Origin of the sequence: Holzapfeliella floricola DSM 23037 = JCM 16512 (assembly GCF_001436605.1) — a bacterium.
In the GTDB taxonomy this organism is placed as follows: Bacteria; Bacillota; Bacilli; order Lactobacillales; family Lactobacillaceae; genus Holzapfeliella; species Holzapfeliella floricola.
Window position 1 is genome coordinate 17260 of record NZ_AYZL01000019.1, and the last position, 12908, is coordinate 30167.

General features: G+C 34.3%; 12 protein-coding genes. 6 read left to right on the forward strand and 6 right to left on the reverse strand.

Annotated features, from left to right (window positions below; translation table 11 throughout):
• The first annotated feature begins 94 nt into the window (after positions 1-94).
• The 6 genes from FC86_RS03720 (at position 95) to FC86_RS03740 (ending at position 3916) form a co-directional block, all read left to right on the forward strand.
• Positions 95-421: a hypothetical protein gene (locus FC86_RS03720; protein WP_056974733.1), complete on the forward strand. Its 327-nt coding sequence runs from the start codon at positions 95-97 to the stop codon at positions 419-421.
• Positions 421-576, forward strand: a complete 156-nt coding sequence (locus FC86_RS06550; RefSeq protein WP_156403340.1) for a hypothetical protein — start codon at positions 421-423, stop codon at positions 574-576. Before FC86_RS03720 ends, FC86_RS06550 begins: the two co-directional genes overlap by 1 nt.
• A 64-nt stretch (positions 577-640) precedes the next feature.
• Entirely contained in the window at positions 641-1420 is a 780-nt protein-coding gene (locus tag FC86_RS03725; RefSeq protein ID WP_056974734.1) for a DUF4097 family beta strand repeat-containing protein, read from the forward strand.
• Positions 1421-1498: 78 nt separating this feature from the next.
• On the forward strand, positions 1499-2356 hold the full coding sequence (locus FC86_RS03730; RefSeq protein WP_056974735.1) for an ATP-binding cassette domain-containing protein: 858 nt from the start codon (positions 1499-1501) through the stop codon (positions 2354-2356).
• A complete protein-coding gene (locus tag FC86_RS03735; RefSeq protein ID WP_056974736.1) occupies positions 2353-3096 on the forward strand; it encodes an ABC transporter permease in 744 nt (247 codons plus the stop codon). Before FC86_RS03730 ends, FC86_RS03735 begins: the two co-directional genes overlap by 4 nt.
• Positions 3097-3190: 94 nt before the next feature.
• The gene (locus FC86_RS03740) at positions 3191-3916 is read left to right on the forward strand and encodes a C39 family peptidase (RefSeq protein WP_056974737.1); all 726 of its coding nucleotides are present in this window, start codon (positions 3191-3193) and stop codon (positions 3914-3916) included.
• A gap of 757 nt (positions 3917-4673) precedes the next feature.
• On the opposite strand, the gene csn2 is transcribed toward FC86_RS03740, so the two are convergent.
• From csn2 to FC86_RS03770, 6 genes are all read right to left on the reverse strand, one after another.
• Positions 4674-5336, reverse strand: a complete 663-nt coding sequence (gene csn2 / locus FC86_RS03745) for a type II-A CRISPR-associated protein Csn2 (RefSeq protein ID WP_056974738.1) — start codon at positions 5334-5336, stop codon at positions 4674-4676.
• Positions 5333-5638, reverse strand: a complete 306-nt coding sequence (cas2, locus tag FC86_RS03750) for a CRISPR-associated endonuclease Cas2 (RefSeq protein ID WP_056974739.1) — start codon at positions 5636-5638, stop codon at positions 5333-5335. The genes csn2 and cas2 overlap by 4 nt, the downstream gene beginning before the upstream one ends.
• Positions 5616-6524: a type II CRISPR-associated endonuclease Cas1 gene (cas1, locus tag FC86_RS03755; protein ID WP_056974740.1), complete on the reverse strand. Its 909-nt coding sequence runs from the start codon at positions 6522-6524 to the stop codon at positions 5616-5618. Before cas1 ends, cas2 begins: the two co-directional genes overlap by 23 nt.
• Before the next feature lie 13 nt (positions 6525-6537).
• On the reverse strand, positions 6538-10578 hold the full coding sequence (cas9, locus tag FC86_RS03760; protein WP_056974741.1) for a type II CRISPR RNA-guided endonuclease Cas9: 4041 nt from the start codon (positions 10576-10578) through the stop codon (positions 6538-6540).
• 198 nt (positions 10579-10776) lie between these two features.
• Positions 10777-12093 carry an aspartate kinase gene (locus FC86_RS03765; protein WP_056974742.1) on the reverse strand — a complete coding sequence of 439 codons (1317 nt, stop codon included), beginning with the start codon at positions 12091-12093 and terminating at the stop codon, positions 10777-10779.
• On the reverse strand, positions 12090-12908 hold an 819-nt coding region (locus FC86_RS03770), incomplete at its 5' end, for a homoserine dehydrogenase (protein ID WP_236692286.1). The genes FC86_RS03770 and FC86_RS03765, both read right to left, overlap by 4 nt.

A 12908-nucleotide genomic window follows, 5' to 3' on the forward strand; every position in this document is an offset into this window, starting at 1 on the left:
TAATATAACGAAAAATCAACTCTGATTCTGCTTTACCAATACTCAAAAAAAGTGGTAGAATAGCTTGACTGTAAATAAATAGGAGGCAATATTTATGAGACAACTTAGAATTTATACATTGGCTGACGCAGAGAGTGCCAAAACTTATTTTGATATTCATTGGAAGCGTCACTTAGAAAGTTTACCTAAACATCATATCCAAGTTGCTAATGTTCATTTGGAAGTTCAAACTGACAAATCGCAACCTACCCGTATCTTTGCAACGGTGTTTGCTGATGATCAATATGATCTTAACCAGTTGAATGCTGACTATATGGAGAGTCCAGAATTTCATGAAGATATGGCTGGATTTGATATGAGTAAAATTTTGAATGTAGAAACAATTGATTTGAAGCCATTTAAAGATGCTGGTTTGAATTAATGAAAGACTTTGTAATGCCAGTTTTACTTCTTTTAATCAGTATTTTCAGTTTAGTAATGACAGACCGTAGCATCTTTTGGTTAATCATTGCTTTACTGGGTGTGATTTTTGCTGTGTGGGAAGTCTATGATTTAATTAAAAAACGCCGAGAATAAAGCGAAACTTGCCCTATTTTCAACTCCCTGTGATAAGATGAATGGTATTAAGGAGGAGAAAGTATTGGGCAAGTTTTTTAAATATTTAGGACTAACCGCGCTGGTGATTATTCTTATTGCACTAGCTATTGCAGTTGTGAATACCTTATACCATAATCAAAATATGCAAAAAAATGAACAAACAATTACAGCTACTGAAGATATTAAGAAGTTGAAGGTATCATCACGTTATCATGTTGATATTAAATATGGCGATGGTTATCACTTAACGTCTTATACTGAAAAAAATAAGCAGCCAACAGTTGAAACGCGTAATGGTGAATTAGCGATTTCAACCCCTACTAGTTGGTTTTCAAAAGTTTTTTCAGGTCTTAGATTTGGGAACCCACCTGATTATATCGAATTGACTGTTCCAAATGGAATCCAGTTGGATAACTTTGATTATCATGGACAAAACGGCTTGACTTTACCTGAGCAATTCAACAGTCAAAACGTAAAATTGTCATCACAATTCGGAAATATTCAGCTTACTGAGTTACAAGCTAGTCAAGTTGATGTATCACTTCAATTTGGGAATATTAGTTTCAACAATACAGATTTAAATACTGTCAAAAGTTCAGTTCAGTTTGGGAATCTATCTTTCAAAGACACGAAGGTCAACGATTTGGACGGGTCAGTCCAATTTGGGAATATTGAGGTTAAAAACCAACTCCCTTTAATTTATGATCGAATGAAATTTGAGACACAATTTGGTAGTGTTAAATTAGATACACTTGAAGTGAATAAATTAACGACTTCTGCTGTTTTTGGCGGTATCACTAAAGATAATGTTACTGAAAAATAAAAAAGCATAATATAATATATTATGCTTTTTTATATTGTGTTATGATATGTTGTATCAGAATAAAGGAGTTAATTAACGATGACTGAACCGGTGATTAAGATTTCAAATATAAAAACCAAGTCAAAGCTCGATTTAAGTAACCAAACTTTAACAATCAATCGTGGAGATAAGGTTGCAATTCTAGGACAACAAGATTCAGGGAAGTCGCTTATTTTTGAAGTTCTGCTCAATAATTTGCCTTATTCAGGTGACATTGAATTCAGTGATTCAGATGATAAATTGGGCGTGTATCTCAAGCAAAATGACTATCCTAGTCGTTTAAAAGTGAAAGAACTAGTCAAATTAGTTTTAGATAAATCACAGCAATCCAAAGACTTTTATCAAGTTAATCAACTAGATGAAATTAAAAATGTGATGCTTCAAAATCTAACTGAACTAGAGCAACGTCAATTAACATTGGCACTTGTGTTAGCACAATCACCTGCAATTGCTTTAATTAATGAGTTGACTACAGGACTTGATACTAAGAGTCGTCAGGAATTGACCCAACAGCTACATCAACAAACTCAAGATGCCACTGTTTTAAATGCAACCTATTATTTTGATGAGGTTGAAGGTTGGGCGAATAAAGTATGGGTGATGCATCACGGACAATCCCTATTTTTTGGTAAGATTGAAGATTTCTTATCAAACCATCAACACCATGCCTATCTTAAAGTCAGCTACAATCATTTACCAGATGACTTAATTGCTCAGATTAAGCAACAAGCCATCGTCCTTTCTAAAAAAGGTGATGTGTTTGTTGATTCTGAAGAGAAGTCAGATGTGATTTTGAATCTATTGATTCAACAAAAACAATCCTATCAACTTTATCAGCAAAATTTACAGACAACCTTTTTACTTGCATTACTTCAAAAAGAGGGGGATCGTCAATGATTTGGTTAAGTCTCAAACAAAAATTAAGGAATCCGTTTTTAGTGATAGGTGGATTAATACTACCTGTCTTAATTTTAATGACAAAAGTGAATGCGCTTGGTAATTATCAAGTTCGGCCAGATCAAAATTTTGCCGATTTATACATTGGTGTTAGCATGATGGCTGGTATTTTGTTAATTGCCTTATTAGGCTTTCCAACTTTAATTGCTCAAAGACAAAATGATGGGGTTCTTAAGCGATTAAAATATTTTGGTGTTTCAACTTCAAAATATTTGATATCAGAATTGATTGCCTATTTATTGGTTATGGTAGTTAGTCTAATCATCAGCATGGCAGTAGGCGTTATTTTCTTCAAGCTACATCTACCTGGTATCTTGAACTTAGCTTCGTTCATGCTACACCTGATTTATGCAGGTCTGCCAGTGATGCTCATTGGTCTGTTGGTTACTCAGATTGTAAGAAAAACAAGCTATGCGGTTTTAATTAACCTCATCATTTTAATTGGGCTCTATTATATGATGGGCATATTTGGCACCCCACAGTTAATAACTATTGATCAGCAATTCTTAACTTTTTCATTCCCATTAACGAGTATTGTCCATTACGAATTTTATCCGATTTGGATTAACCATCTCTTAATTCATGACAAATTCCTGATAGTGAATACTTCAGTATTTGTGGGTCTTGGATTACTCAATGCAATTATTTGTCTCTTTAGACAAAACAAACACTCACATTAATTTGCGAGTGTTTTTTATTTAAAAGTAATGGTTTAATAAAATATATGATAAAATTGTTAGGCATCTAACTTACCCCCGCTATCAAGGAGTTATTATGAACAAGAAAAATCAAATTAGGCTAATGAGTGTCCTTATTGGATTGCTCGCTATTATTATTGTCGGTGTATTCTGGTATCAGAGAAATCAAACAACTCATCAGCAAGCACTCGAGCAATCATTATCTCAATCTCAACAATTAACAGAAGAAACAAGTAAACAAGAACAAACTGATAATCCTGTCAAAACTTATGGTATGGAAGCTAGAAAAGAACTTGAAAGTCGTCATCTTAATGCGAATTTGATTTTGCAGCGAGATGAACGCTTTGCCAAGCTAGATTATGGTCATGGTGATTATCATACGTTGGATAAGAATGGTTGTGCAATTGTTGCACTATCTATGATTAATGCTTACTTTGATCATGAGACAACGACCCCGAACAAAGTGCTAGATTGGGCGCAGAACCGTTACTTTACGGATTATGGCACTTCTTGGCAAATATTTGATGATTTCGCCAAGAATTATGGTTATCATGTTGCGGATTTAACCGATAATCTTGAACTAGCCACTTCTTATTTAAAAATTGGAATTCCAGTTGTGATTTCAGTTAATCCTGGCAAATTTACTAAAGTCGGTCATATTATGGTATTAACAAGTATGGATGAGCAAGGTATTCATTTGCTTGATCCAAATGACGATGATACTAAAAAACATAGTCTGACAACTTATACCGTTGAGGATATCAAAAGTGAACTCAAAAATATGTGGGTTTATACTAAATAAAAGAAGGACGTACTCTAAAAGAGTAGTCCTTCTTTTTTATGTTCTTGGTACATAATCTAACATTATTCAAATGACATACTTCTGAAACGAAGGTGCTAAAATCGTGGCAGATTCCGCAAGTCCTAACATTATTCAAATGACATACTTCTGAAACATTTGGTCAACCTGGTATCGAAAAACTACCGAGTCCTAACATTATTCAAATGACATACTTCTGAAACGTGTTGAAATTACTGCTGATGAGAAGGCAAAGTCCTAACATTATTCAAATGACATACTTCTAAACAGTTATCAGTATAGATGGTGAGTATGACAAAGTCCTAACATTATTCAAATGACATACTTCTGAAACACCGGAGCTTTCCAATCAGGCGAACTAACAAGTCCTAACATTATTCAAATGACATACTTCTGAAACCGATGTTTTATCAGAAATAACTCATACTGAAAGTTAATGACTAACGCTAAACAAAGGTTTCAGATTAGATTAACCCTTTAAAAATAGGTGTTCAAGCTAATTTAATTGGGTCTGAGCTAGATTAAAACTAAGTGAAACAAACTTCTACCACTACTATTACAAATATTGTTAAAAATTGCAACAAAAAAACCTCTTTCAATTAAGAAAGAGGTCTGACCTCAAAAAGAGGTTCAAAATATAAAACTTGGAATAAATCCTTGTTTGATTTCAACTCAGTATGTCATTTGAATAATGTTAAGAACATGTCAAATATAATACATTAGTTGATTGAAGTCAAGGTTAGGATTCGAATAAACAAAAGTCCTCATCAATTAGATAATCTGAATGATCATCACTAGATTTTGATTGATTAAACTCAATAGACAATGCGGTTTGGTCATAGTCAGATAATAATTCATTTAATTTATCAAAATCTTTGGAATCAAAATAATGAGTTAGATTTGTAAAAACAAGTAATTTTTCATTGTGTGTCAAAGCAAATGATTTTAATAAAGTTTCAATTTTTTCTAAAGGTGTGATTTCAACACTGTCAAAGAACGAAAATCTTATTTTTTTGTATATTTGGCTAATTGTAAAGCTCGATGTGATTTCTATTGGCAAGTCTAGCTTATAACTGTTTTGAAGAATAAGCGATTGAATCTGCTGATTAGTCGTCATAATCTGACTTTGTTCTTCATCTGACAGGAATTCAATCATAATATCTTGAATAGACTTTTGAAAGAGTTTATTTAGATCAACTGTTAGCATCAAATCACCAAGCCAATAATAACTTTTAGCGGGTTCAAACAGTTCATTCAATTCATTACTGAAGTGTATTTTTTCGTTGTACTGTTCGAATTCAACTAGCCAATTCGTATATAAAGATCGATTTTGAACTGTAATCAATGTCAAATTATGGTGTCCTATTGGCATGGGTTTGAAAGGATAATAAGTAAACTTCAAATGATGATTGTCCTTTCTGCGGAATTTAAAGTATCACGACTAGGGTTACCTGAGAGAAAGTGCATTGATTGATATTGCTTTTCCGTTACCATAAGACTTTGAACAACACCTAAACGTGGTGAAATTGCCGATATTCTTTTTTCCGCTAGTTTAGCAGCTTCTCGACTAGGACATACTTTGACATAAAGTGAATACTGCATCATCAAAAATCCTTCTTCAATCAACTTTTGTCTAAAATGGCGATAGTTTCTCTTATCTGCACTACTTTCTGTAGGCAAATCAAACATAATCATTAAACGCATTATTCGATACCTCACTTGTAAAATTCACCTCAATTTCTATCTTTCTATCGGCTGTTAAGAACTGCATACATTGTCTGGCGTGATAATCTAGAGCAGTTCGTAATGTATAATTTTTGTGGTTATACTCAACTTTTGCGTCTAATAATCGAATTAATCCATATTTAATATCAGGCGTGAATTCATAGAACTTTTTGGAGGCTACCCAATTGTCAACAATGGGGCGAAAAGGCTCAATCAAGTCATAACTCAAATTATAGGGGTTCTCTTGATTACAGTGATGAACGCCTAATTGAGTCAGAAATCCTTGTTTAACAATGCTGAGGTTTAAACAGGAGACCAGTAACGAATAACCGTAATTAAGAGCAGCATTAGTATGTGATAAGTCATCTCTTGTAAAGTCAGCACCAAAAAGCAGTTTGAAGTACTTTTTAGCGACTACAGCTTCGCGATTAGAACCATCATTGACAGTTAGTTCATCTAATTCGTGATCAATAAACTCATAAGGTAGGTTTTTTTGTTTGAGTAATTTTTGTTGTGTTTGAATTTTAGCAGTGACAATTTTAGTCCAAGCAAGCTGTTTTTTCATATCATCTTGATACCAATTAATTTGAGTTTCGATAGCTTCAATAGTTCGATTATAGCTACTAATGCTAGTTGTTTCGCAGACTGGCTCGTGACGATGCCCAGTGAAAATGATTTTTGCGTTGCATTGAGTTAGTTCACAAATAGCAGCCGCAGTCAAAACCACTTGTAATGAGTCAATAACCAGAATTTGTACATCTTTAATTGACACATGATTAACATCTTTATTAGTTTGGATTATTAAGTTGTGTGATAGTACTGATACTTTGGCATGTTGCTGAATTACGATTGTTCGCCATCCCATATTATCCCTCCTTTTAGTTAAACCTTTGGATGCGTTTGAATAATCCTGTTGGTGATTGATGAATTAGTTGAACTGATGTGCCGATTGCTTCGTTTCCGCCGTGCAATTTAAATCTACCCCAAGATGACGATAGTCCTATTACAGCTAAATTAGAATTACGACTATCAGCATGCATTGCTACTAAGAGTTTATCAATTACGGATAGTTTACCTTCAGCTATTAGTTTGCCTTTATCGTTGAATTCACTTTTGATTGATAATTGATAGAACTTATCACGATTATCCAGCAATTTGTCACAGGCATTGCCCGCAAATAGTGGGAAGTAGTCAGCTAATTGTTCACAAATGTGATCAAATATACGGTTGAGTTTTTCATCTGTAGGTTCTTTAGATGCCAGCCAACGTTGGTATTGTAAAGGCAAGTAGAGTTGACGGTCATTTTTGAAGTCACCCTCAATTCTGAATGGTCGGTTTGAACCATTTTTATTGTCAATAATTAGCTGATTTTGATAGATTTTATCAGCTAGAATATCGAACTCAGGTTTGATGTTATGACGTTCTTTGATAATGGTGTGTAAGGTCTTAAAGTAGTCACTTTCATTGAGATTTTGGAGTTTTTGGATATCAATAAGATAGACCGCTACTAATCTCTTTTGACGTTTTTTGTTATGCAGACTAATTAGGGCATAGTAACTGACTTGTTTACTTTTGTATCCGCCATAGATAGCAATATCAGAACGATTATTTTTGACAGGGATTAAGTTATCACTTTCACCAGCTTTGAAGATGGTTTGTTTGAACAAGTTACCATGACGTGCATAAACTTTTTTGGTGATAAGAATTTGTCTTGAATTATATAAGCGTTCTAGGTAAGCCATCATTTCATCTTTATTCCAGATGATTTCGCCATTTTCATCAGCTAATTTAGACTGCTCGAATTCTTTCATGATATTCACACCTTGTGGGGCATTATCGAATTTAATTTTGTCATAGTCTGAGTAAACAAAAAGTGGTTCCCATTTAGGGTGAGACTTGAGCAGATGACTACCAATCAAGCTGGTAAGGTAGGCATCGAATGCATGATGATAATCATTGGCATTTCTATTTTTGACGAAATTGAACTTTTTCCTGAAGGCATTAGTCAAGTCGGCCTTAATATTAACTAGTTTCACTTCAGGATGCTCTTGAATAATTAACTGGTTAACTAATTTGATGATTTGGCGAGTCTCAACTAATTGACGAGCGATGAACCTAACTGAGTTTTGTTTGAATTCATCTGATGTCATTAGCAGTCTTTCTTTTTTAGCTTTAGTCAAGAATCCCATACGTTCAAGTTCTGCCCATAATGAACGTTGTTGAAATTGGGGGATTTCACTCAAGAATCGGTCTGATTTTTCTGTATTGGCTTTTGAACTAACCAGCACACGATTATCTAAAGCATTATCCATTACTTTGGCTTGTGGCAGGATGTGATCGATATGATATTGGCTAGTACTTAGTTGTGAAATATCAATAGGTTGACCAGTATACATATCTTTCCCATTTTGTAGGAAGTATAAGAGTAGGCGGTCATCAATTGAAGCATGAGAACCATCATCTAGTTGTTTAAGTTCTTCATAAACGGATTGATCAACATGTTGTTTATTGTCTTCGAATTGTTTCACAATACGTTTTAATCGACTTTGAGTTAACTGATTTTTAGCATTACGGTTATCTTTAGCACTTTCAATAAAAATACGATTAGGCTTGTGACCAACAGCATTAATAATATCTTCAATGACTAGCAACGTTTGATTAATGGCACGTTTGTTTTGTGGCGAGGTGAAGAGGTTAGCAATGGTGTCTTTTAAGTCTGCATGATTAAGATGATATTGATTGTAATCGTCAATTTTTTGTTTGATTGTGGTGTCGTTGATAATCTGCATGAATACCTTTTTGGTAGACATCAAGTTATCAATAATCGAGTTATCCTTATTGTCTTTGATATCGGTTAACAATGTTTTTGAGAATTGCCCCCATCCACGGTAGCGAATTTGACTCAGCTTTTGGCGTTGATCTTCTGTTAGCCAGTTGATTTCTGCTAATTTTGTTAAGAAGATGTTAGCATCTTCAAATGTTGTGGACCATTCAATTATTCTTTCAATATCGGCTTGTTTGGAAGCATCTTCTAATTTATCCTGGCCAATAATTTTGCAGTAATCTATGTAACTGCCTAAATTGTTATTAAAGGTTGTACCGTTTGATAATCCAGTCAGATTATCATCTTCATGAATTTCACCTGCAGCAACTAGATTGTTGAGGATGTCTTGCTTTTTGACTGTTTTTTTCTTTTTGAACAACTGATCATAAAGACGTTGTTTTTGTTCAATAGTTAATTTTTTGTTGGCTACTTTAATCCCGTTTAGTTCATTAAGTACGGTATAACGTTGATATAATAGGCTATTTTGAGGTAAAACATCTTTACCAATTAAGTAAGTATCGGTTGTTTTCATACGTTTAATGAAGTTATCCGCTGATTGTGTAATATCAACTTTATTATGGAAGTTCCAAGGTGTAATCTCGCCTTTTTCTTTTCTAACCATCCAAGCAAAATTTTGGTCAGAATCAACTTCCGGATCAACCATAGGACCAACGTAGTACGGTACTTTAAAGCCAATTAATTCATCCAATTTATAGGGCAAAGCTTCTTGATGTCCGTCAACTGGATTAGGTGTGGCTAAGAATGGATAGAATTCTTTTTGGTTTTCAATAATAGCGTCTAATTCTCGTTGATGAAGTTGATAAGGAATGACGCCATTACTTTTAATTCTGAGAGGAATGAGATAATTACTGTCTTCAATGGCTTGTTTGATTGACAGCGCTTGTTTATTATCTTGGTCTTTCAGTATTTTTTTGACTTTGTTGTAGAAAGTATCATGAATAGTTTTGCCAGGTGCAGCGGTTAATGCTTTGGTCATTAACTCATCATAAGCTTCACGTAGTAATAGACCCGTTTCAAGATTGATTTTTTTGTAGTCTTTAAGTTGTTGAAGCTGTTCAGCATAGAGATTGTAACGATTAATCATCATTTCAGATACAGACTGTCCTTCTGGCACAATTTGTGCTAATTGAACAGTCATGTAGAGCTTTTGAATCAGCGTAATAATATCGTGAGCTTGACTATTTTGACTTAAGGCAGGATCAATTGTAGCCATTTGATCATCAAGCTCATCAATAGAAAAGTTCCAAGCTTTACTTTGTTCTTTGTTATCAACTTCATATCCAAGCAAAATATCAGTTCTGGTTTTCATACCAACAATGCCCTTAACAACAGATTCAACGAGTTGTTTGGTTAGGGCTTTATCTTTTTTATCTAATTGCGAGTTATTATTGATTAAGCCAACAATTTCTTTTTGTCTGTCATTTCGACTTAAATTTTTATCAAATAATAAAGACTTGATAGTATCGATTTCTGTTAAATCGAAAGAGAAGTCGAGGTTGGTGCGTGTTTCTTGAATTAATTCAAATAGCTTAGTTAAATCTGCTTTCCAATCTGTTTGGGCAACTGAAAAGCTACTACTGTGACCATTCATGAGAAAGTGACCCCTATACTTAACGATATGATGTATTGCTAAGTAAATATCACGAATATCGAATTTTTCTTTTTGTGTCATGAGGGCATGTCTAAGATGATAGATAGTAGGATATTGACGATAGAAGTCAACATCTTTTAGATCATCGTGTAATTGAGGTTGATAGCCTTTATTTTTCGGGTCTTTACTAGATTCATTGAAGTATTTCAAGCGGGCGAAAAATTCAGGATCAATGCTTGAAATTGGTTCATCAAATAATTCTCTGAGTAATCTTAGACGCCACTTCCTACGTTTTAAACGACGACGATTAGTCCGAAACTGGCGACGTTCTTCAGCAGTTTGACCTTCGTTGAAGAGATGGACACCAATACCTTGCTTACCTTTTACTTTAAGAACCTTTTGAGATTGAGAATCGGTGATTGTCCAACCAACAGATCCAACCCCTATATCTAATCCGATGTCATAGTTTTTTGTTTGATTCATAATTATCCTCCTAAATGATAGTTAATAGATTGACCAATTGTAATGGTTTGATTATAAATGAATAATAGATTTGTATCAAAAATATAAGATTTGCTTACAGCAATTTAATTTGAAATCATAATATAATATATTGTGTTGTATTATGATTGAAAAAAGAAGCGTCCAAAGGTATCAAAACCTTGGATGCTTCTTTTTTAATTAAATTAAGTTAATTTTCTCTTTTTTTTCGACATAATTATAAAGTAGTTGTAACGCTTTGATATAGTCATCATTTTTAACACCGAATAAGACTTTAACATCAGTACTGCTTTGGTTAACGAATTGCACATCAATTTCATTTTGGTTCAGCTGTTCGATTAGATCACTGACTAAGTAAGGCTTAGCTGAGAACTTATCTGAGACAGCAGCAATTAGTGAAATATCTTCCTTAAGTGTGATTTGGCAATCGGTAGGGAAAAGCGTTTGAAGTTTATCAAAAAGTAACGCTTTGTTTTTATTTAGCTGTGAACTTTCAACAATCAGATCAATGTGGTCTTTGCCAGAAAATGTGTAAGACACAGCCAATGATAAATCAGACATTAATTTAAAGATTTCAACAAAGTTTGAGTAGTCACGGCTCAGACTGAACTTCTTGATATGAATAATCGTATAATTTTGCTGTCCAACGAGTCCTGTAATTAGCTGGTTAGAAAACTCATTACAGATTGTTGTTCCAAGAGCATCAGGGTGGTTCGTATCTAAAATGCGAGTAGGAATATTTTTATCCTTGATAGGCTTAATGGCATCTTCTTGAAAGACGGACAGTCCCATATAAGCGAGTTCTTGCAGTTCATCATAAGTTAGCTGTTCAATGCGTTTTGGGTTATCAATTAAGCGAGGATCTGCAGCTTTAATCCCAGCCACATCTGTCCAGTTTTCATACAAATCAGCATCGAGTAAGTTAGCAATAACTGATCCCGACGTATCACTGCCACTTCTTGGCATGAGTTGCATGTTTCCTTGATTATCTAAGCCATAAAAACCTGGGAAAACACAGGGTGTATCCTGTAAATTAAGAGCAGCGAATTTTTCTTGTGAAGATTTTAAATCCACTTGATTTTGGTTAAGGACTAAGAAGTCAATGGCATCGACAAATTGATAGCCCAAATACTCAGCCATTAATTGAGCAGTAAAGTATTCACCACGACTCACACATTCAGCGTAAGATAAGTGATTGAGGTTACGATAAAAGTCTTCCAATTGATAATCAAGATTAACCGTCAAAGCAAGGTCTTTTTTTAGTGTCAAAAGCCGTACTTTAATGCGTTCAAAGTGTTCAGCAGCTAACTCATCATTAGCTCGATTATCATAAAGAGCGATTAACTCATCGGTAAGTTTAACCGGATTTGCTTCATCTTTCCCCATGGCACTGACGACAATATGTGTGCGATTGGGATTATTTTGCACAAGACTTTTCACTTTATTAAATTGATGAGCACCAGCTAGGGAGCTACCGCCAAATTTTGCAATAATCATAAGACCCGCTCCTTATCATTTGCTGCAATATTAACCATAAAGGCTTGGTTATCTTCTTTTAGTAGTTGAGCCATTGCTTGGTGCATTTTTCCTGCATGCATAGATTCAATCAGTGAATAGGTATCATTAACTGATTTGATTTGGCTTGAATTAACGTATTGTGATAAGTCTGCGCTTGTTCGAACCAGATAATCAGCCATCGAAAGGTTAGTGTTGAGTTTAAGTGTTGATTTTTCAGCTGGGATAACACGTGGTGCTTGGTCAACAATATCTAAAATATCTTGAACAACAGCATTAGCAGTTGGGAATTTACCAGCACCTTGTCCCATGAAGCCAAGTTCGCCAATGGTGTCACCATTTAAACTGGCATAGTTAAAGTTATCATTGATACTGGATTCAATTTGGCTTGAATTGTAGAGTGTGGGCTCAATAACGTAGTCGAATTCATTTTGAGCACGACGACTTTTACCCATTAACTTCACAATTAGACCCAGTTCATTGAAATAATTAATATCTTTATCTGTAATATTGCGGATACCAAAGCACGGTAACTTAGCACTTGGTTTGATTGAAGTATTATAAGCCAGATTAAGACTAATACATAATTTGTTTTCAATATCATAACCATCAATATCAGCACTTGGATCGGCTTCAGCATAGCCTAAATCTTGAGCTTCTTTCAAAATATCGGCAAAAGGTTTCCCTGTTTTCTTCATTTGGTCAAGAATAAAGTTACTGGTTCCATTGAAGATTCCACTGATACTTGACACATTATCAATGCGAAGAGAACGTTCTAAGTTTTTGATCCAAGGGAT

Coding starts and splice junctions, on each gene's coding strand:
- cas2 (WP_056974739.1), bottom strand. CDS start 5,638: ATGCGTTTAATGATTATGTTTGATTTGCCTACAGAAAGTAGTGCAGAT.
- FC86_RS03730 (WP_056974735.1), top strand. CDS start 1,499: ATGACTGAACCGGTGATTAAGATTTCAAATATAAAAACCAAGTCAAAG.
- cas9 (WP_056974741.1), bottom strand. CDS start 10,578: ATGAATCAAACAAAAAACTATGACATCGGATTAGATATAGGGGTTGGA.
- FC86_RS03720 (WP_056974733.1), top strand. CDS start 95: ATGAGACAACTTAGAATTTATACATTGGCTGACGCAGAGAGTGCCAAA.
- FC86_RS03735 (WP_056974736.1), top strand. CDS start 2,353: ATGATTTGGTTAAGTCTCAAACAAAAATTAAGGAATCCGTTTTTAGTG.
- cas1 (WP_056974740.1), bottom strand. CDS start 6,524: ATGGGATGGCGAACAATCGTAATTCAGCAACATGCCAAAGTATCAGTA.
- FC86_RS03740 (WP_056974737.1), top strand. CDS start 3,191: ATGAACAAGAAAAATCAAATTAGGCTAATGAGTGTCCTTATTGGATTG.
- FC86_RS06550 (WP_156403340.1), top strand. CDS start 421: ATGAAAGACTTTGTAATGCCAGTTTTACTTCTTTTAATCAGTATTTTC.
- FC86_RS03765 (WP_056974742.1), bottom strand. CDS start 12,093: ATGATTATTGCAAAATTTGGCGGTAGCTCCCTAGCTGGTGCTCATCAA.